General features: G+C 69.3%; 17 protein-coding genes. 3 read left to right on the top strand and 14 right to left on the bottom strand.

Annotation, left to right across the window (positions count from 1 at the left end):
• Nucleotide 1: 1 nt before the first annotated feature.
• Genes adeC through HEP74_RS07305 form a run of 3 tightly spaced genes read right to left on the bottom strand, consistent with a single transcriptional unit; the run spans nucleotide 2 to nucleotide 5,845 of the window.
• Nucleotides 2-1,468: an AdeC/AdeK/OprM family multidrug efflux complex outer membrane factor gene (gene adeC, locus HEP74_RS07315; RefSeq protein WP_185815855.1), complete on the bottom strand. Its 1,467-nt coding sequence runs from the start codon at nucleotides 1,466-1,468 to the stop codon at nucleotides 2-4.
• Between the two features lies 1 nt (nucleotide 1,469).
• The gene (locus HEP74_RS07310; protein WP_185815854.1) at nucleotides 1,470-4,619 is read right to left on the bottom strand and encodes an efflux RND transporter permease subunit; all 3,150 of its coding nucleotides are present in this window, start codon (nucleotides 4,617-4,619) and stop codon (nucleotides 1,470-1,472) included.
• 14 nt (nucleotides 4,620-4,633) lie between these two features.
• Nucleotides 4,634-5,845, bottom strand: coding sequence for an efflux RND transporter periplasmic adaptor subunit (locus HEP74_RS07305; RefSeq protein ID WP_185815853.1), 1,212 nt, complete (start codon nucleotides 5,843-5,845; stop codon nucleotides 4,634-4,636).
• 139 nt (nucleotides 5,846-5,984) lie between these two features.
• Between HEP74_RS07305 and HEP74_RS07300 the strand changes: the two genes are divergently transcribed.
• Entirely contained in the window at nucleotides 5,985-6,587 is a 603-nt protein-coding gene (locus tag HEP74_RS07300; RefSeq protein WP_185815852.1) for a TetR/AcrR family transcriptional regulator, read from the top strand.
• Between the two features lie 160 nt (nucleotides 6,588-6,747).
• On the opposite strand, the gene HEP74_RS07295 is transcribed toward HEP74_RS07300, so the two are convergent.
• Nucleotides 6,748-7,218: a (R)-mandelonitrile lyase gene (locus tag HEP74_RS07295; RefSeq protein ID WP_185815851.1), complete on the bottom strand. Its 471-nt coding sequence runs from the start codon at nucleotides 7,216-7,218 to the stop codon at nucleotides 6,748-6,750.
• A 647-nt stretch (nucleotides 7,219-7,865) separates the two neighbouring features.
• Between HEP74_RS07295 and HEP74_RS07290 the strand changes: the two genes are divergently transcribed.
• Nucleotides 7,866-9,167 (top strand): sugar MFS transporter, encoded by a 1,302-nt coding sequence (locus HEP74_RS07290; RefSeq protein WP_185815850.1) that lies wholly within the window; start codon nucleotides 7,866-7,868, stop codon nucleotides 9,165-9,167.
• Between the two features lie 104 nt (nucleotides 9,168-9,271).
• Here the strand turns inward: HEP74_RS07290 and HEP74_RS07285 are convergent, their stop codons facing one another.
• Entirely contained in the window at nucleotides 9,272-9,409 is a 138-nt protein-coding gene (locus HEP74_RS07285; RefSeq protein WP_185815849.1) for a hypothetical protein, read from the bottom strand.
• A gap of 118 nt (nucleotides 9,410-9,527) precedes the next feature.
• On the opposite strand from HEP74_RS07285, the gene HEP74_RS07280 reads away from it, so the two are divergent.
• Entirely contained in the window at nucleotides 9,528-9,893 is a 366-nt protein-coding gene (locus HEP74_RS07280) for a hypothetical protein (protein WP_185815848.1), read from the top strand.
• 256 nt (nucleotides 9,894-10,149) lie between these two features.
• Here HEP74_RS07280 and HEP74_RS07275 read toward each other — a convergent pair whose 3' ends face one another.
• From HEP74_RS07275 to creB, 9 genes are all read right to left on the bottom strand, one after another.
• A complete protein-coding gene (locus HEP74_RS07275; RefSeq protein ID WP_003472952.1) occupies nucleotides 10,150-10,638 on the bottom strand; it encodes a transcriptional repressor in 489 nt (162 codons plus the stop codon).
• Nucleotides 10,639-10,654: 16 nt separating this feature from the next.
• Nucleotides 10,655-12,061: a glutamate--tRNA ligase gene (gene gltX, locus HEP74_RS07270; protein WP_185815847.1), complete on the bottom strand. Its 1,407-nt coding sequence runs from the start codon at nucleotides 12,059-12,061 to the stop codon at nucleotides 10,655-10,657.
• A gap of 205 nt (nucleotides 12,062-12,266) precedes the next feature.
• Nucleotides 12,267-13,349 (bottom strand): DUF3616 domain-containing protein, encoded by a 1,083-nt coding sequence (locus HEP74_RS07265; protein WP_185815846.1) that lies wholly within the window; start codon nucleotides 13,347-13,349, stop codon nucleotides 12,267-12,269.
• Nucleotides 13,350-13,641: 292 nt separating this feature from the next.
• Complete coding sequence (locus HEP74_RS07260; protein ID WP_185815845.1) at nucleotides 13,642-14,529, bottom strand: carbon-nitrogen hydrolase family protein; 888 nt, start codon at nucleotides 14,527-14,529, stop codon at nucleotides 13,642-13,644.
• Nucleotides 14,526-15,131, bottom strand: a complete 606-nt coding sequence (locus HEP74_RS07255) for a GNAT family N-acetyltransferase (protein ID WP_185815844.1) — start codon at nucleotides 15,129-15,131, stop codon at nucleotides 14,526-14,528. The genes HEP74_RS07260 and HEP74_RS07255 overlap by 4 nt, the downstream gene beginning before the upstream one ends.
• A gap of 585 nt (nucleotides 15,132-15,716) precedes the next feature.
• Nucleotides 15,717-16,148: a hypothetical protein gene (locus HEP74_RS07250; RefSeq protein WP_185815843.1), complete on the bottom strand. Its 432-nt coding sequence runs from the start codon at nucleotides 16,146-16,148 to the stop codon at nucleotides 15,717-15,719.
• A 25-nt stretch (nucleotides 16,149-16,173) separates the two neighbouring features.
• Nucleotides 16,174-17,490, bottom strand: a complete 1,317-nt coding sequence (gene creD, locus HEP74_RS07245; RefSeq protein WP_185815842.1) for a cell envelope integrity protein CreD — start codon at nucleotides 17,488-17,490, stop codon at nucleotides 16,174-16,176.
• Between the two features lie 455 nt (nucleotides 17,491-17,945).
• Nucleotides 17,946-19,388: a two-component system sensor histidine kinase CreC gene (creC, locus tag HEP74_RS07240; RefSeq protein ID WP_185815841.1), complete on the bottom strand. Its 1,443-nt coding sequence runs from the start codon at nucleotides 19,386-19,388 to the stop codon at nucleotides 17,946-17,948.
• A 1-nt stretch (nucleotide 19,389) separates the two neighbouring features.
• Complete coding sequence (gene creB / locus HEP74_RS07235; protein WP_185815840.1) at nucleotides 19,390-20,103, bottom strand: two-component system response regulator CreB; 714 nt, start codon at nucleotides 20,101-20,103, stop codon at nucleotides 19,390-19,392.
• Between the last annotated feature and the right edge of the window lie 72 nt (nucleotides 20,104-20,175).

Raw genomic sequence — 20,175 nt, 5'->3', positions numbered from 1 at the left:
GCTAGCGCCCCGTCGAGGCCGTCGCGTCCGTGGACGCGGCCATCTCCACCCAGCCGCCGCCCAGCGCCTTGTAGAAGGTCACCAGGTTGGTGAAGCGCGACAGCCGCGTGTCGATCAGGGTCTGCTCGGCGCTGTACAGCGTGCGCTGCGCATCCAGCGCGCCGAGGTAGCTGTCCACGCCGCGTTCGAAGCGCGCCTGCGACAGCCGGTAGCTGTCGGCGGACGCGTCCACCAGCGCCTGTTGCGCCTGCAGCTGGCGGCCCAGCGTGCTGCGCTCGGCGAGCGCGTCGGAGACCTCGCGGAACGCGGTCTGGATCGCCTTCTCGTAGGAGGCCACGTCGATGTCGCGCTGCACCTTGGCGACATCGAGATTGGCGCGGTTGCGGCCACCGTCGAAGATCGGCAACGAGATGCTGGGCGCGAAGCTCCAGCTGCCCGAGCCGCCCTTGAACAGGCCCGACAGGCCGGCGCTAGCGCTGCCGGCCGAGGCGGTCAGGCTGATGCTCGGATAGAACGCGGCGCGCGCCGCGCCGATGTTGGCGTTGGCGGCCTGCAAGGTGCGCTCGGCCTGCAGGATGTCAGGGCGGCGCTGCAGCAGTTCCGACGGCAGCCCCGCCGGAATGCCGGCCAGGATGTTGGCGTCGGCGCTGGCGCTGTCCGGCAGCGCGGTCGGCAGCAGCGCGCTCGGCACTTCCGTGCCCGCCAGCAGGCGCAGCGCATTGCGATCCTGCGCCACCTGCGCGGTGTAGCGTTCCACGTCCACCCGCGCGCTTTCCACCGTGGTCTGCGCCTGCCGCAGGGTCAGCGCCGAGGCCGCGCCCAGTTCGAAACTGCGTTGCTGCAGCCGGTAGCTCTCGCCCTGGCTGGTCAGCGTGTCCTGCGCCAGGCGCAGCAGATCCTGGTCGGCGGCCAGGGTCAGATAGGCCGTGGCGACCTGCGCGATCAGGCTGATGTGGGTACTGCGCTGCGCCTCGGTGGTGGACAGGAATTGCTGCAGCGCCTGTTCCTTGAGGCTGCGCACGCGGCCGAACAGATCCAGCTCGTAGGCGCTGATGCCGAGCGTGGCGCTGTAGCTGTGCGCCACCAGCGGTTGCCCGGTGCCGGACAGGTCGCCCGGCGTGCGCGAGCCGTTGCCGCTGCCGCCCAGGTCCACGCCCGGCGCCAGGTCGGCGCGCTGCACGCGGTACTGCGCCCAGGCCTGGTCGATGTTGAGCGCGGCCACGCGCAGGTCGCGGTTGTTGTCCAGCGCCAGCTCGATCACCTGCTGCAGCCTGGGATCGGTGAACACCGCGCGCCAGCCGATGTCGGCGACGGGAACGGCGACGGTCTGCGCGCCGCTGTCGGCGGCGGCGCCGTCGAACTGCGCCGGCACCGGCGCCGCCGGGCGTTCGTAGGCCGGCATCAGGCTGCAGCCGGCAAGCAAGGTGGACACCGCCAGCGCCAGCGGGGTCAGGATCGAACGGGACATGTCAGGCTCCTTCCGCGACGCGCGCGGCGGACGGGTCGTCGGGGTTGCCGGCGCGGCGCTTGAACAGGCCGCACACCAGCACGAAGAACAGCGGCACGAAGAAGATCGCCAGCACCGTGCCCGACAACATGCCGCCGATCACCGCGGTGCCCAGCGCATGCTGCGCGCCGGCACCGGCGCCGCTGCCCAGCACCATCGGCACCACGCCGAGGATGAACGCCATCGAGGTCATCAGGATCGGCCGCAGGCGCATGCGCGCCGCTTCCAGCGCCGACTCCAGCAAGCTCTTGCCGCCCTCGTGCAGTTCGCGGGCGAACTCCACGATCAGGATCGCGTTCTTGCAGGCCAGGCCGATCGTGGTCAGCAGCCCGACCTGGAAGTACACGTCGTTCATCTTCCAGGTCAGCACCGCGCCGAGCAGCGCGCCGAACACGCCCAGCGGCACCACCAGGATCACCGCGAACGGAATCGCCCAGCTTTCGTACAGCGCGGCAAGGCACAGGAACACGATCAGGATCGACAGCCCGTACAGCATGCCGGTCTGGCCGCTGGACGCCTTCTCCTGCCGCGACAGCCCGGTCCACTCGAAGCCGATGCCCGGCGGCAGCTTGGCCGCCGCGGCCTCGACGATGGCCAGCGCCTCGCCGCTGGACGCCGCGCCCGGCAGCGCCATGCCCAGGATCTCCACCGACGGCACGCTGTTGTAGCGCTCCAGCCGCGGCGAACCGGTGGTCCAGCTGGCCTTGGCGAAGGAATTGAACGCGACCATGGTGCCGGCGCTGTTGCGCACGTACCAGCGGTCGATGTCCTCCGGCAGCATGCGGTACGGCGCATCGGCCTGCAGCATCACCTTCTTGACCCGGCCCTTGTCGATGAAGTCGTTGACGTAGGTGCTGCCCCAGGCGCTGGAGAAGGTGTTGTTGATATCGGAAATCGACAGGCCCAGCGTTTCGGCCTTGTGCGGATCGATGTCCAGCCTGAACTCGGGCGTGTCTTCCTGCCCGTTCGGGCGCACCGCGACCAGCCGCTTGTCCTGCGACAACTCGGCCAGCAACTGGTTGCGCGCCTGCATCAGTGCGTCGTGGCCGAGATTGGCGCGGTCCTGCAGCATCAGGTCGAAGCCGGTGGCATTGCCCAGTTCCGACACCGCCGGCGGCGCGAACGCGAACACCCTGGCGTCGCGGATGCCGGCGAAGAACGCGCCCGCCTTCCCCGCCACTTCGGTCACGCTCTGGCCCTTGCCGGTGCGCTCGTCCCACGGCCGCAGCTTGACGAAGGCGAAGCCGACGTTCTGCCCGCTGCCGGCGAAACTGAAACCAGACACGGCGAACACGCCGGCGACCGAGTCCTTCTGCTCGACCAGGAAATGCTGCTCGACCTGACGGATCACCGCATCGGTGCGCGCCGCAGTGGCGCCCGGCGGCAACTGCACCAGCACGAACAGCGTGCCCTGGTCCTCGTCCGGCAGGAACCCGACCGGCAGTTTCATGAAGCCGAACACCACCAGCGCCAGCACCACCGCGTAGGCGATCATGTAGCGCCAGCCCTTGCCCAGCATGTGCCGCACCGCGCCCTGGTAGCGGCCGTTGCCACGGTCGAACACGCGGTTGAACCAACCGAAGAAGCCGGTGGTGGCCATGCCGTGCTGCTTGGCCGGCTTGAGCAGGGTCGCGCACAGCGCCGGGGTCAGCACCATCGCCACCAGCACCGACAGCGTCATCGCCGCGACGATGGTGATCGAGAACTGGCGATAGATCACGCCGGTGGAGCCGCCGAAGAACGCCATCGGCACGAACACCGCCGCCAGCACCAGGGCCACGCCGACCAGCGCGCCGGTGATCTGCCCCATCGACTTGCGCGTGGCTTCCTTCGGCGGCAGCTGCTCCTCGTTCATCACCCGCTCGACGTTCTCCACCACCACGATCGCGTCGTCCACCAGCAGGCCGATCGCCAGCACCATCGCGAACATGGTCAGGGTGTTGATGGTGTAGCCGAACACGGCCAGCACGCCGAAGGTGCCCAGCAGCACCACCGGCACGGCGATGGTCGGGATCAGCGTGGCGCGGAAGTTCTGCAGGAACAGGTACATCACCAGGAATACCAGCACCACCGCCTCGATCAGGGTGCGCACCACCTCTTCGATCGAGATGCGCACGAACGGCGTGGTGTCGTACGGCTTCTGCACCTTCATGCCCGGCGGGAAGAACTTCTCCTGCTCGGCCATGCTGGCGTCGATCGCCTTGACCGTGTCCAGCGCGTTGGCGCCGGTGGCGAGCTTGATCGCCAGGCCGGCGGCGGGCTTGCCGTTGTAGCGGCCGACGGTGTTGTAGCTCTCGCTGCCCAGCTCGATCCGCGCCACGTCGCGCAGGCGCACCTGCGAACCGTCGGATTGCGTGCGCAGCAGGATGTCCTCGAACTCGGCGGCGGTCTTCAGCCGCGTCTGCGCGGTGATGGTCGCGTTGAGCTGCTGGTTGGCGGCCGCCGGCAGCGCGCCGAGCTGGCCGGCCGAGACCTGCGCGTTCTGCGCCTGCACCGCAGTTTTCACGTCCAGCGGGGTCAGGCTGAAGTTGCTCAGCTTGTTCGGGTCCAGCCAGATCCGCATCGAATACTGCGAACCGAACAGGGTGGTGTCGCCGACGCCTTCGACGCGGCTGATCGCTTCCTGCACGTTGGCGGCCACGTAATCGGACAGGTCCGAATCGCTCATGCTGCCGTCTTCGGAGGTGAAGGCCAGCACGTTGAGGAAGTTGGTCGCCGACTTGGTCACGGTCACGCCCTGCTGCTGCACTTCCTGCGGCAGCAACGGCGTGGCCAGCGACAGCTTGTTCTGCACCTGCACCTGCGCGGTGTCCGGGTCGGTGCCGTTGTCGAAGGTCAGGGTGATGGTGACCTGGCCGCTGGACTCGCTGGTGGAGGCCATGTAGCTCAGGTGGTCCAGACCCTTCATCTTCTGCTCGATGACCTGGGTGACGGTGTCCTCGAGGGTCTTGGCCGAAGCGCCGGGATAGTTGGCGGTGATCGCCACGGCGGGCGGGGCGATGCTCGGGTATTGCGCGATGGGCAAGGTAACGACGGAGAGGATGCCGGCCAGCATCACGATGATGGCCAGCACCCAGGCGAAGATCGGACGATCGATGAAGAAACGTGCCATGACGGTCTAGCGCCTCAGTTGGCCGCGCGCGGCGCGGCCGCGGCGGGTGCGGCTGCAGCAGGCGCGCCCGCGGCGGCCGGCTTCGGCTGCCACGGCACGGTCTTGACCGTCGCCCCGGGCTGCGCCCGCGACTGGCCTTCGACCACCAGTTGCTCGCCGGGCTTGAGCCCGCTGCGCACCAGCCATTGGTCGCCGACCGCACGGTCGGTCTCCAGCACGCGCAGCTGCAGCTTGTGGTCGCTGCCGACCACGTACGCGGTCGGCTTGCCGGCGCCGTTGCGCGACACCGCGCGCTGCGGCACCAGCAGGCCGTCGTCCTTCACCCCTTCCTGCAGCACCGCGCGCACGTACATGCCGGGCAGCAGGTCCGCGTTCGGATTCGGGAACACAGCGCGCAAGGTGATCGAGCCGGTGTTCTGGTCGACGGTGACATCGGAGAATTCCAGCCGGCCCTGCAGCGGATACGCGCTGCCGTCTTCCAGCAGCAGATTCACCTTGGCCGCGGTGGCGTCGGCCTTTTCCAGCTCGCCGCTGGCCAGCGCCTGCCTGAGCCGCAGCAGCGAAGCGCTGGGCTGGGTGACATCGACGTAGATCGGGTCCAACTGCTGGATGGTGGCCAGCGCGGTCGACTGGCTGGCGGTGACCAGCGCGCCGGCGGTCACGCTGGACTTGCCGATGCGCCCGGAAATCGGCGCATCCACCCGCGCATAGGCCAGGTTGATGCGCGCGCTCTCCACGTTGGCCTTGGCCGCGGCGACGTCCGCCTCGGCCTGGCCCAGTGCGGCGTCGGCATCGTCGTTGTCCTGCTTGCTGATCGCCGACACCTTGACCAGTTCGCGGTAGCGCTCGGCCTTCAGCCGCGCGGTGCGCAGCGTGGCCTGGGCCTTGCCCAGCGCCGCCACGTAGCTGTCGTAGGTGGCGCGGTAGCTGGACGGATCGATCTGGTACAGCGTCTCGCCGGCCTTGACCTCGCCGCCTTCGCGGAACTTGCGCACCTGGATGATGCCGTTCACCTGCGGCCGCACGTCGGCGATCAGGTACGGCAGCGTGCGCCCCGGCAACTCGGTGGTCAGGGTGACCGGCCGCGTGGCGACGGTGACCACGCCCATCTCCGGCGTGCCCTCCTGCGGCGGCGGACCGCCCGGGGGCGAACCGCACGCGCTCAACAGCGAGGTGGCCGCCACGGCCAGGGCCAGCGATAGACGAGAGGACAGGACAGGACGCACGGGGGAATCTCCGGGTGGGAACGCAGGGAGGCTGAAAGAATCTAAACGGTACGGTTCGGTATACTATTCGCGCAATTCGGCGCCGTCAATCATTTCTGCCCTCTCGGTATACTTAAGCGCCATCTCCCATGGCACAGCGATGCGCGTCAGGACCGAAGCCAAACGCGAAGCGATCGTCGAAGCGGCGGCCGCGGTGTTCCTGGAGGCCGGCTTCGAGGGCGCCTCGATGACCCAGATCGCCACCCGCGCCGGAAGCTCCAAACGCACCCTGTACGGCTATTTCCCGTCCAAGGAGGAGTTGTTCGTGGCGGTGGCGCACAGCGTCGCGGAACAGTTCATGGATCCGATCCTGGCCACGCTGGAACAGTCCAAGGACGATTTGCCGACCGCGTTGCAGCGCCTGGGCGAAGACGCCCTGGCGTTCCTGTGCTCGGCGCAGTCGTTGCAGGTGTGGCAGACCATCATCGGCGTCTCCGGCCGCTCGGACATCGGCCTGCTGTTCTTCCAGAGCGGGCCCGACCAGGGCATGCACCGCCTCGGCACGTTCCTGCAGGCACAGATGGACCAGGGCCGCTTGCGCCGCGCCGACCCGACCACCGCCGCCCGCCACCTGGCCGGGCTGCTGGAAGCGGAAACGCTGATGCCGTGCCTGTTCGGCGCACTGAAGAACCCGTCGCCGGAATACCTGCGCGACGCGACGCGGCGCGCGCTGCAGGTGTTCTTCGGCGGCTATGGAGCGTAGCTGGAGCGCCAATAGGCGCCTCTGTAGGAGCGGCTTCAGCCGCGACAGGCATTACCGATAGAGCCTGTCGCGGCTGAAGCCGCTCCTACAAGGTTGGGCGGCAGTCCCAGCTGAGCGCGTGAGGCCGGCATCAAGATCGACAGGCGAGACGCCCCGCCTATCACTCCCCGCGGTACTGACTCTCCGACACCGGCTCCAGCCAGGTCACCGGCGAGCCGTCCACCGCTTCGGCGATGGCGATGTGGGTCATCGCCACCTGCGCGCTGGCGCCGTGCCAATGCTTGACCCCCGGCGGAATCCACACGATGTCGCCGGGGCGGATCTCCTGCGCCGGCTTGCCCCATTCCTGCACATGGCCGACGCCGGCGGTGACGATCAGGGTCTGCCCCAAGGGATGGGTGTGCCAGGCCGTGCGCGCGCCCGGTTCGAAACTGACCGTGGCGCCGCCGACGCGCGCCGGCGCCTCGCCCTGGAACGGCGCATCGATGCGCACCGTGCCGGTGAAATACGCCGCCGGACCGACCGCCGACGCGGTGCTGCCGGCACGGGCGATCCTGATCGGCTTGGCGTCATCGTCGGGAACCGCAGCGGCCATCATCGACAGCGACATGGCAGTGGCGAACAGGCTCATCAGATTCTCCTTGCATGGACGTCTGCAGCGACTGTAGGCGCGCAGCGCTGGCGGCACTAGCCCATGACGCGTACATGCCGCCATAAGCGCCGCTCATCAATCGTCCGGCGGCGTTGCAGCAAAGCCGCGCGATACACATGACCGCCGCGCATGAATGGCAAGCCCTGCTTCGGCGTCCACGACTATCGTCGCAGATAACTCCCGCGGTTCGCCGGCCATGTTCTCGTCGCTCCGTCCGCGCATTCTTCGCTCATGCACCACAGCGACACCACGCGCGCCTCTGTGCACCCATGCCCTGCGACCGCGTCCACAGCACATAGGTTGGCCGCGAAATGCAACGCGGCGCCTGTTGCGGCAGGCGAACCAGTCGCTGCCGACCAGTCGCAGAAGACGCATCCACACAGCCGCCAGAACGACGCTCCGCTGCAGTGCAGCATTGCAATAACCGTATAACCGCCGCGATTTAAATCATTGGTCGTGCGCGAAGCGCGGCGCCTATCCTCGCCCCTGCGCTGGCGCCGCGACATCGTTTGCGGCCCTGCGCGACAACGCCGCAACCCGCGCGACAGCTGCGCTGTTGCAGCGCAGGCACACGCCCGCGCGTGCCCGACGACAGACCCCGCAACAGCGCAGAGGACACACCCACGATGGCAGGACCGATGGGGCCGGCGGCTCCGCTTTCCCACTCCGCACCGCTCACCGGCAACGCGCCGTCCTACCGCGCCGCGCTGTCGCTGCTGGCCTCGCTGTTCTTCATGTGGGGCTTCATCACCGTCATCAACAACACGCTGCTGCCGCACCTGCGCAGCGTGTTCGAGCTGAGCTATACCCAGGCCACGCTGATCGAGTCGGTCTGGTTCATCGCTTACTTCTTCGCCTCGCTGCCGTCGGCCAAGCTGATCGAACGTATCGGCTATCAGCGCGCGCTGGTGATCGGCCTGGGCATCATGGCGCTGGGCGCGCTTGGCATGATCGCGGCCGCGCGGCTGGTCTCGTACGGCATCACCCTCGGCTCGCTGTTCGTGATCGCCAGCGGCATCACCTTGCTGCAGGTCGCGGCCAATCCCTATGTCGCGGTGATCGGCAGCCCGGACACCGCCTCGGCGCGGCTCAACCTGGTGCAGGCGTTCAACTCGGTCGGCACCACGCTGGCGCCGCTGTTCGGCGGTTACCTGATCCTCGGCCGCTCGGCCTCGGGCACCGCCAAGGGCGATGCGGTGCTGACCCAGGCCGAACGCCTGGCCGACGCGCAGTCGGTGCAGTTGCCCTACCTCATCGTCGCCGTGGTGCTGGTGCTGCTGGCGGTGGTCATCGCCCGCTTCAAGTTGCCCGCGCTCGGCCAGGCCACCCAGCGCGCCACCGGCGCGCAGCGCGCCAGCCATTCGCTGTGGCGGCATCGCAATCTGGTGCTCGGTATCCCGGCCATCTTCATCTACCTGATCGCCGAGATCGGCGTGTCCAACCTGTTCATCAATTTCGTATCGCAGCCGCACATCGGCAACCTCACCCACGAACAGGCCTCGCACTACCTGTTCCTGCTGTGGGGCGGGATGATGGTGGGGCGCTTCGCCGGCAGCGCGCTGATGCGCCGCATCGCGCCGGAAACCGTGCTGGCGCTGTTCTCGATCGGCGCGTTCGCGGTGGTGCTGCTGACCGTGTTCACCACCGGCCACGTCGCGATGTGGTCGCTGATCGCGGTGGGCCTGTTCCACTCGATCATGTTCCCGACCATCTTCACCCTCGGCATCAAGGGCCTGGGTCCGCTCACCGAGGAAGGCTCCGGCCTGCTGATCATGGCCATCGCCGGCGGCGCGCTGGTGGTGGTGCAGGGCTGGCTGGCCGACCACGTCGGCCTGCAACAGGCCTTCCTACTGACCGCCGCATGCGAGTTGTACGTGCTGTTCTACGCACTGTGGGGCGCGAAGACGTCGCCTGCACCCGCAGCCTAGCCGCACGCAGGCGGCCCTGCGGCGATTTGCCGTTCGACCGCGGTGGCATCGCCGCGGCTGCTCCGCCGGGCAGCCAGCGACCGCACCGACAGCGCGCCGATTGCTCACATATCCCAAGTAAAAACAATAGTTTGCGGCAACAAAAAGCGCTTGTCGCGGCACCCTGGAATGGGTACGCTGCGGCGGTCGAAAGAGAGCAGGCCGGATGGTAGCCCGGCCGTCGCCGCATCCAGCGGCGACATCTCAGCCAATCGGGCACCCGCGACACCAGCCACCGGCAGCGCCGGTCGATGCGGGTGTGTCCGATGGGGTCTCTCGCAGGTCTCCCGGCACGCCTTCTTTGTCACAGAGGAAGCGAGCATGCACAAGACGACCTATCCGATTCCCGGCACGCACGAGGCGCACGCCTTCGCCGCGCCGCTGCAGCGCGCGCGTCCTGCGCCGATGCGCGACGCGGACGACACGGCGCGGCCGCGCTGGCAGCGCGACACGCTGGCGGACCTGTTGATCTGGCGCTGCGATGTCGTCACCGGGAACGCGGAGCTGCCTGCACTGCTGCTCGCGGCGTGGCTGCCCAAGCGGACGCGGACCTGGGAATGGGAAGTCATCGATCCGCGCGGCGATACCACCCTGGCCGAGGGCAGCAGCGTTTCGGTTGCGCTCGCACAAGCGGCGGCCGAAGCGTGGACGCGGCTGCGCTTCGGCGATGTGCTGGAGCATGGCTGAGGCGGGCGGCGGATCCTCGGCACGCCGGTGCAAGGGCTCGAATCTGCGTCGGATCGCAACGTCCGACGCTACACCAAGTCGGCGTTCCCTAACGGTTTGCTTGCGTCAGCCGACGCCATCCGCGATCCACTGCAGCGGCGGCGGCGAGGCCCCAGGCGATCGGCAGGCAGCGCTTCGTGGCCGTATGCCCGCGCGCGGCGGCACGACGCACAGCGTCGCGGGCAGCTCCGCACAACATTTCCGGAAGCGCAGCGCCCTACCCCGCGCAGCGCGCGCACAGCCCGTGCACTTCCAGGGTCTGCGCCTGCGGCTGGAAGCCCAGCGCCTTGGCGCGCTGTTCCAGCTGCGCGACCACGTCGCGGTCCTCCAGTTCGACCGCGCTGTGGCAGCGATCGCAGATCAGGAACGGCACCGAGTGCTGGGCGCTGCTGGGGTGGTGGCAGGCGACGAAGGCGTTGACCGACTCGAGCTTGTGCACGAAGCCGTTGGCCATCAGGAAATCCAGCGCGCGGTACACGGTGGGCGGCGCATCGGCGCCCACGCTCTTGCCCTCGCGCACCCATTCCAGCAGGTCGTAGGCCTTCACCGGCCGCCCCGCCTCGGCGATCAGGCGCAGCACGTTGGCGCGGATCGGGGTCAGCCGCAGCCCGCGTTCGCGGCTCACCCGCTCCACCACCTTGACGAAGTCGTCGGCGTCGTGGACGTGGTGGTGCGGCTCGGTGCAGGCGGTCTTCTTGCTGGACATGGGCTTCTCCGGGGAATCAGCTTCCCGCTGGGATCTTGATGAGCGCGGCATCGATGCGTTTCAAGGCCTGCTCGCGCCCGGCCAGGTACACCGTGTGCGAGATATCGGGGCTGACCTGGGTGCCGGTGATGGCCACGCGCAGCGGCTGCGCCACCTTGCCCATGCCGATCTCCAGCGCCGCGGCCGCGTCGTGCAGCGCGGCGGACACGCCGTCCACGCTCCACTCGCCCAGTGCGGCCAGCAGCTCGCGCGCCTTGCCCAGCGCCAGTTCGGCGCCCGGCTTCAGGTGCTTGGCCACCGCCGCTTCGTCATAGGTCTCCAGCGGCCGGTACCAGACCACCGCCTTCTCGGCCATTTCCTTCAGCGTCTGCACGCGCTCGCGCAGCGCCACCACCACGTCGGCCGCGGCCGGGCCGGTCGCCGGGTCGATGCCGAGCTTGGCCAGTTGGTCCTCCAGCTGCGGCGCGATCGTGGCCGGATCGTCGGACTTCAGATAATGCTGGTTGACCCAGCCGAGCTTGGCCATGTCCAGCCGCGCGGCCTTGGAGTTGACGTCCTTGACGTCGAACAGGTCGATCAGCTCCTGGCGGCCGAACAGTTCCTGGTCGCCGTGCGACCAGCCCAGCCGCGCCAGGTAGTTGATCAGCGCATGCGGCAGGTAGCCGGCGTCCTTGTACTGCATCACGTCGGCCGCACCGGTGCGCTTGGACAGCTTGGCGCCCTGCTCGTCCAGGATCATCGGCATGTGCGCGAACTTCGGCACCGGCGCGCCCAGCGCTTCGTAGATGTTGATCTGGCGCGGGGTGTTGTTGATGTGGTCGTCGCCGCGGATGACTTCGGTGATGCCCATGTCCCAGTCGTCCACCACTACCGCGAAGTTGTAGGTGGGGTAGCCGTCGGGGCGGAAGATCACCATGTCGTCGAGTTCGCTGTTGGCGATCTCGATGCGGCCCTTGATCAGGTCGTCGAACACCACGCTGCCGCCGACCGGGTTCTTGAAGCGGATCACCCGGTTCGGGTCGTCGCGGTAGGCCAGGTTCTGCTCACGTGCGGCGCCGTTGTAGCGCGGCTTTTCCTGCTTGGCCATGGCCGCCTCGCGCATCGCGTCGAGTTCCTCGCGGGTCTCGTAGGCGTAGTAGGCCTTGCCGGCGGCGAGCAGCTGTTCGGCCACTTCCTGGTAGCGGGCGATGCGCTGAGTCTGGTAGACCGGGCCTTCGTCGTAATCCAGGCCGAGCCAGTCCATCGCTTCCAGGATGGCGTCGATCGCCGCCTGGGTGCTGCGCTCGCGGTCGGTGTCCTCGATGCGCAGCACGAACTCGCCGCCGCGGTGGCGCGCCTCTAGCCAGCAGTACAGCGCGGTACGCGCGCCGCCGATGTGCAGGTAACCGGTGGGACTGGGGGCGAAACGGGTGCGGCAGGCCATGGAACACTCGGAGCAAACGGGAATCGGGCGATTTTACCCCGCCGTGCGCGACGGTGCCCGGAGGCGGTGCCGTGCCTAAGCTTTTCCATTGTAGGAGCGGCTTCAGCCGCGACAGGCACTACCGGCAACGCCTGTCGCGGCTGAAGCCGCTCCTACAAAAGACCTGAACTCTGGCGATTCACCCGGGCCACGATTCGGGCAGGCGCTAGCGCAGCAGATCGCCGTGCACGACGCACTCGCCGTCGCTGCGCGCCGGTCCCGGCGCGTCGTACAGCACCAGCCAGCTCGGCACGCCGCCGGACAGCGCCGGCGGCAGGTTGCACAGCGCTTCGGCGCGATCGCTGTCCTCGCCGTGCGGCAGCGCCAGCGATTTGATCAGCTCGCGCTGGAACCGCACCGGCTCGCGGTTGGCGGTCAGCGCCGCGCGCGCGCCGGGCCAGCGGAACAGGCGGATCTCGCCGTTCAGCACCATGGTCGGGCCGGCCAGCAGGTACAGGTCCTGGCCGTGGAAATGCAGGTCGCGCACGCCCAGCCCGCCCAGTTGCAGGAAATGCTTGCGCAGCAAGGTGCCCTCCGCGTCCAGCGGCACCAGCCGCAGATGGTCGTGATGCGCCTCCACCTCAATCTCCAGCAGTCCGGCCCAGCCGCGCAGCACCGGGCCGCGCAGGCCCAGCAGCAGGCGCTGGCCGTCCACCGCCATGCCTTCGATATCGAAGCCGTTGTCCTTGCCGGGAATCTTCAGATAGGCGCCGAAATGCGCATCGTCTTCGAGCAGTGCGGTGAGCTGGTTGTGCTTGGCATCGCCCTTCAGCCGCAGCGCGCGGCGGCCGTCGGCCGCTTCGCGGACCAGCTGCGGCGCACCGTCGGCATCGCGCTCGATCGGCAGGCAGGCGAGCAGGCGCCGGTTGGCGTCGAGCTTGAGCTTGGCCAGGCGCTGGCCGTTGGCGGCATCGTCGCGATCGGGCTTGGCGTTCTTGCGCTTCATGCCGTGCGAGCCGACCACCCACAGGTAGCCGGGCGACAGCGCCATGCCTTCCAGGTCGGCCTCCTCGTCGTGGTCGCCGGGCAGGTCGAGCAGTTCGCCGAGGGCGAAGCTGCGGCCTTCACCGAAGCGCAGCGCCTCGCCGCCGACCGGCGCCAGCGCGTGCAGGCGATCGACCGCGCAGGCTTCGTCGCCGGCCACCCACAGCCAGTCGTCGGTGAAGGCGGCGCCGGACAGGTTGGCGTGGACCAGCGCGCCGGGCGCGAATTCCAGGCGCACGGCGTGCGGCAGCAGAGTCTTGGGCATGGGGCGATGAGCCGGGTAGCGGAGCGGAGGCGACAGCAGAGCGCATCGTGCGTTCGGATGGCGTGTGTTGCGCAACGCATGCGGCGGTGGCGGATGGCGAAGGCCGTTCGTTCGGCGCGGTCTTCGCCATGGTCTCGGCGCGCGGCCGCTGGCTCAGCGCCGTTCGGTATGTCGGTGACTGCTTTGGGCGCAAAGCCACGCTAGCGGCGGCGCTGCACCAGGCGGATGGCGCTGGCGTGGCAGCGGTGACGGCCGGCCGAGCCCAGCGCCTGCGCATGGATCGACCAGGCGGCTACTCGAAGCCGCCCAGCTCCGCGCGCACGATGGCCGGCGCCAGCTGACCGCGCCAGTCGCGATCGTTGGCGACCTGGGCACGGGCGCGGCTGGCCTCGAACGCGGCGAAATCCAGCTCCGCCAGCGCCCAGACCTGCTCGCCCTGGGTCTGCGCGACGATGCCGTCGGCCGGGAAGCCGGCGTCCATCGGCGCGTAGATCGCCGCCTCGCCGGTGTTCACGTCCAGCGCCGGACTCCACTCGGCCAGCCCGGCGGTGACCGACTGCGCGACGAAGATGCGGTTCTCCAGCGCGCGCGCCAGGCAGCCGATGCGCACGCGGGTGGCGCCGGCCTCGGTGTCGGTGCAACTGGGCACCACCAGCAGCCGCGCGCCGGCCTCGTACTGGGCGCGCACCGGCAGCGGGAATTCGCTGTCGTAGCAGACCGCCACGCCGGCGCGCACGCCGTCGCCCGCGGCGAACACCTTCAGCGCGTCGCCGCCGTCGATCAGGCCGGTGGCCTTCTCGAAGCCGGTCAGCTGCAGCTTGTCCTGCCAGCCGTGGCTGCCGTCGGGCGCGAACCAGTAGGCGCGGTTGCGGTAGCGGCCCTCGCCGCTGGCCAGCAGGAAGCTGCCGGCGACCAGATGCAGGCGATGCCGCTGCGCCAGCTGCGCGAACAGCGCCAGATACTGCGGGTGCAACGCCTGGATCGCCGCCAGCGAGGCCGGCAGGTCCTCGGACACGGCCGCGGCGAAGGTCGCGGCCAGTTCCAGCGACAGGTATTCGGGCAGCACCGCCAGCTGCGCGCCGGCCTGCGCGGCCTGGCCGATCAAGGCCGCCTGCTTGTCGGCGAAGGCGGCGAAATCGACCGGCGCGCCGATCGGGTATTTGGCGACGGCGATCTTCATGCGGCAGGCTCCAGTGGGCGGGTCCAGAAACTCAGGGTATGCAGGATCTCGCCGCGGTCGATTTCGTCCCACGCCAGCTGCATGCGCAGCGACGGCTGCCGCACATAGCCGCGCTTGTGCCAGAACACGTCGTTGCCGCGGTAGCCGGGCGGGCGGCGCGGATCGTCGGGATCGCGGTCCACCGCGCAGAACGCGGTCAGCGCGAAACGGCCGAGCGCGCGCGCATGCGCTTGGCGATGATCGAAGAAGGCATGGCCGACGCCGCGGCCGCGATACGCGGGCAGCAGCACCGATTCGCCGAAATAGAACACGTCCGTGACCGCGATGGGGCTGTCGGCGAACGCCGCGCCGAATGCCTCGGCATCGTCGGCCAGCGGCAGCCCGGTGGAGGCGCCGACTACGCGCTCGCCGTCGCGCGCCAGCACGAACACGCTGTCGGGCGAGGCGGCATAGGCGGACAGGTAGTCGCGCTCGTAGTCCAGGTCGCCGGCATACAGATACGGCCAGTCGCGGAACACGGCGATGCGCAGCCGCGCGACATCGTCCAGGAACGGGGCGATCTGCGCGCCGCGCAGGCGCTGGATGGGAAGCGGAGAGTCCATCCGTGAACTCTACCGCAGGCGTTTCCGTGGCGCTGCCGGCTTGGCGATGCCCTGGTCGGTGTTGCTCCTGCGCCGTCCCTGGCGGCGGGCGTCCTGCCCGGTGCTGCGTCCTGTGGCGGCGTCCATGACCGCTGTTGCGTTGCGCGATAGCGCCTGTTCGGCCTATCCACGCATGCCGCCATCCTTGGCGGTGGGGCGTCCCTGTCCGTTCATTGCGTCCTGAGGCGGCATCCATACCGCTGTAGCGTTGCGCGATAGCGCCTGTCTGGCCTCTCCACGCATGTCGCCGTCCTTGGCGGTGGGCGTCCCTGCCCATTCATTGCGTCCTGCGGCGGCGTCCATACCGCTGTAGCGTTGCGCGATAGCGCCTGTCTGGCCTCTCCACGCATGTCGCCGTCCTTGGCGGTGGGCGTCCCTGCCCGGTCATTGCGTCCTGCGGTGGCGTGCGTGGCCGCGATGCCAGTGCGCGATCGTGTCTGTCGCCGACGTCGCAATTCGGCGCATGTCGCCAACGGGCCTATCGCGCAAGCAGGCGTGGCCTAGGCGGCGCGCACAACGCTTTTCTCGCCAATGCCGGCGCGCGCCTCAGCGCCACCAGCGGCACAGCAGCGCCGCCTGTGCCGGCAGCACCAGCAGCCGTGCGCGCCCCTGCGCTTCCCAGGTCACGAAGCCTGGTCCGTGCGCGCGCTGCTCGCCCTGCCCGGCCGGTGCCCAGGCCGAATCGCCGCGCAAGGCGCGCCACGCGCAGTAGCGCCACGGTTCGGCCTCGCCCGGCAAGGCGGCGCGGGCCTGCAACGCCGCCGCCAGGAACCCCAGACCGTGCGTGGCCAGCGCCTCGCGGCTGCGTTCGCTCAACCGCAGCCACAGCGCGCCGCCGCGGTCGGCGGCGGTGACCAGCGCCGCCTGGGCGCTGCGCGCCAGCGCCGCGCCGGCATTGCCGCGGTGCAGGCCGCGGGTGTCCAGTGCGTCCGGCAACAGGGCCTGGACGCGACGATGCAGATGGGTATGTGCCGACATGGCGGGGTCCTGGTCGCGTGCCGGTTCAGCGCAGTGCCGCGCCGAGTTCGTACCAGTCGATCTTGCGGGTGATCCACATGATCGCGGCGAGGATGCCGAACAGCAGCAGCGAGCCCATCAGCAAGGCGTTGTCTTCCGAGGCCAGCAATCCGTACAGCGCGCCGTACAGCACGGTGAGCATGCTGGCGAAGCCGGCGGCGCGGGCGCGGCTGCGCAATACCCCGGACAGGTAGAAGAACTGCAGGCCGATGCAGGCCACTGCCGAGACCAGGTACGCCTGCCAGAACGGGATGTGCTCGGACAGGCTGAGCAGCAGCAGGAAGAAGATCGCCAGCGCCAGGCCGACCAGCAGGTATTGCAGCGGATGGATTGGCAGGCGCTTGATCAGTTCGAACAGGGCGAAGGCGACGAAGGTCAGTACCACGAACAGGATGCCGTATTTGCTGGCGCGATCGGCCTGGGTATAGACGTCGACCGGATCGACCAGGTCCACGCGCAGCGCATCGATCTCGCCGCCCGAGAACAGTTGCGCCTGCGCGCCGGTGGCCAGCGACGACAGCGCCCAGCTGGCCTGGAAGCCTTGCTCGGTGATGCGGCGCTCGTTGGGCAGGAAGCGGCCGCCGAACAGCGGGTGCGGCCACGGCGAGGTCAGCGCGATCTGGTTGTCGTCGCCGACCGGCACAATCGACAGGCCCTGGGTGCCGTCGAGCACGAATTCCATTTCCACGCTGTGCAGGTCGGTGAGCTTGCCCTGGTGCGCATCGGCCAGCGCCGGCAGCAGCGCATGCACGCCCTTGGATTGGCCGGCCAGCGCCAGCGAACCCGGCTGCAGCGCCAGCGCCTTGCCGTCGGTGCGCAGATTGGGCGTACCGACCAGCCCGCGCACGTCCTGGATGCCGACCACCAGATATGGCTGACCATAGCTGCGGCCTTCGACCGCTTCGTAGTCGAGATCGTCGAACTGCGCCTTGAGCCGCGCATGCCAGCTGTACACCTGCACCTTGAACAGGCCGATGCTGCGCTGCGACGGCTTCAGCTCGCCGTTGATCGCCAGATGCCTCGGCGTCTGCACGTCGTAGCCGTTTTCGGTTTCGCGCTTGACGCTGCGCTTGCCATCGGCATCGACCACCGCGACATCGCGCACCTGCGTCCACGGCACCACCCGCAACGGGCCGAGCAGGCGCTGTTCGCCGGCCTTGCTTTGCGACACGCGTTCCACCGCCTCGTCGCGGTAGCGCTGGCGGTCTTGCACGGTGCCGCGGATCATCAGCAGCGGGATCAGCAGCAACAGAATCAATCCGCCGATGGTGGCGAATCGCAGAACGAGCTTGAGGGATTTCATCGACGGTCCTCGGTGATGGAGGACGCCAGGGTGCCGCGCCTGCGTGTGCGGGGTTTGAGGCGAATTTGAAGTGAGTGTGAAGTGGGTGGGCGTGCGGCAGGCGGGATCGCAAACGCCATCGCGCAAGGCGTTTGCTCGCAAGCGCTGCGGGGACCAAGATTGGCGGCGGACAGCGTCGGGGCTGAAGCCCCTCCCACAGTGTACCCAGCAAGCCGGCCAAAGCCCTGTAGGAGCGGCTTCAGCCGCGACGAGGAAGCCAGGAAGCGCAATGCTGCCAGCCGCCTGTCGGGGCTGAAGCCCCTCCTACAGTCCATCCAGCGAGTTGGCCGCAAGTCCCTTGTGGGAGCGACTTCAGTCGCGACGAGCGAAGCCTCCAGCGCTTGCAGTCAACCACGCCGCAGGAACCGATGGCCGCGCCACCCCGGATCCGATCCCGCAGTGAATGCAGGCGCCGCTCAGGCCGCCGGCAGCGACAGCCGCGCCACCGCGCCGCCGCTCTCGCGGTTGCGCAAGCTCGCCTCGCCACCGTGCAGCCGCGCCACTTCGCGCACGAACGGCAGGCCCAGGCCCGAACTGCGCTGCCCGGTGGCCGGCCGCGCCAGCGAATAGAAGCGCTCGAATACCCGCTCCAGCGCGTAATCCGGGACCCCGGGGCCTGCGTCCTCCACCAGCAGCGCGATGCGCGCGTCAGCGTCGCGCTCGGCGCGCAGCACCACGACCCCGCCATCCGGCGAGAACGCGATCGCGTTGTCGAGCAGATTGTGCAGGGCCTGGCGCAGCAGATAGGGATCCCCGGCCAACGCCAGTTCCGCTTCCGGTGCCTGCACCTGCAACTGCACGCCGCTGGCGCGCAGCTGCGGCGCCAGCGCTTCGGCCAGTTGCGCGAACAGCGGCGCCAGCGCGATGCGCTCGCGCCGCTGCAGCCAGCCGTGCTGTTCCACTTCGGCCAGCGCCAGCAGCTTGTCGATGGTTTCGGTGAGGCGCTGCTGCTGCTCGGCGATGTTGCGCACGAAGCGTTGCCGCTCCGCGTCCGGCAACGGTTCCTGCAGCAGCTCGGCGGCGCCGCGGATCGCCGCCAGCGGACTCTTCATCTCGTGGGTCAGCGACTGCACGTACTGCTCGACATAGGCCTTGCCCTCGAGCTTGCGCCGCATCGTCTCCAGCGCGCGGCCCAGATCGCCGATCTCGTCGCGGCGCGGCGGCGGCGGCGGCACCGGCTCGCCGGCGCTGACCGCCTGCGCGTAGCGGTTGAGCCGGCCGATGCCGCGCAGCAGGCCCCAGGTCATCAACAGCCCGATCAGCGCGGAGATGCCGATCAGCCACGCGCCGCGCAACAGAATGTTTCGCTGGCTGGCGACGATGAACGGCTCGATGCTGCGGTTGGGCTGCGACAGGGTCAGCACGCCGATCAGGCGCCGGGCGTCGTCCGGGTCGTAGATCGGCGCGGCCACGTGCATCACCGTGTGGTTGGGGTCGCCGTCGCCCTCGGCACTGGAGCGTGCGCCGTACTCGCCGCGCAGGGTGCGGTAGACGTCGTTCCAACGCGAGTTGTCGCGGCCCAGGTCCTGGCCGCGCGAATCGAACACCACCACGCCGGCCGCGTCGGTGATGGTGACCCGGTAATCGACGCTGCGCTTGGGGAAGCGCCACACCATCGCGCGCGGATTGCGCCGCTGCGCCGCGCCGAGGTCGCGGGCGAAGGCGCCGCTGTCGATGCGTCCGGCCTTGAGGTCGGTGGCCGCCATCTGCGCCAGCACGTTGGCCGCGTCCACCAGGGTCGATTCCATCGCCTGGCGCACGCCGGGCTTGACCTCGTTGACGAACACCCGCATCACGAAGAACGCGGCGACGCCGACGATCAGGAAGAAGCCCAGGAACAGCCTCAGCCCCAGCCGCATCTCACTGCTCCAGCGCGTAGCCGATGCCGCGATGGGTGCGGATCGGGTCGTGCGCGGCGCCAGCCGCGCGCAGCTTGGCGCGCAGGGTCTTGATGTGGGTGTCCACGGTGCGGTCGGCGCTGTCGGCGCTGCTGTCCCAGCCGCGGTCCATCAGCTGCGCGCGGCTGAGGATGGCGCCCGGCCGTTGCAGCAGCGCGGCCAGCAGCGCGTATTCGTAGCGGGTCAGGTCCAGGGCGGCGTCGCCGTAGTGGATGCGGCGGCCGTCGCGGTCGATCGCGAACTCACCGTGCCGCTGCCAGCCCGGTTCCGCTTCCGCGCTCGCCGCAGGCGCCGGCCGCCGCAGCCGAGCACGCACCCGCGCGACCAGTTCGCGTGGCGAGAAGGGTTTGGCCATGTAGTCGTCGGCGCCCAGTTCCAGGCCGAGCACGCGGTCGATCTCGTCGTTGCGTGCGGTCAGGAAGATCACCGGCACCTGGCTGAAGCTGCGCAGTTCGCGGCACACCTCGAAGCCGCCCAGGTCGGGCAGGCCGACATCCAGCACCACCACGTCGATGCCGCCGGCGCGCACCTGTGCCAGCGCCTCGCGCCCGAGCAGGCAGTGCCGCACCTGGTAGCCCTCGCTGCGCAAGGCGTACAGCACGGTATCGGCGATGGCGGATTCGTCCTCGACAACGAGGACACACGGGGCGGTGGACGCGGACATGGCGCGCAGCATAGCCGCAGCGGGGTTCGGCGTGCAGCGGCCGCCGCGCCGCAACGCGGCGCCGCAGGCGATCCGGGTCAGGCA

Source organism: Xanthomonas sp. SS (assembly GCF_014236835.1).
Classification (GTDB): Bacteria; Pseudomonadota; Gammaproteobacteria; order Xanthomonadales; family Xanthomonadaceae; genus Xanthomonas_A.
This window is presented reverse-complemented; position numbering and strand designations above follow the sequence as displayed.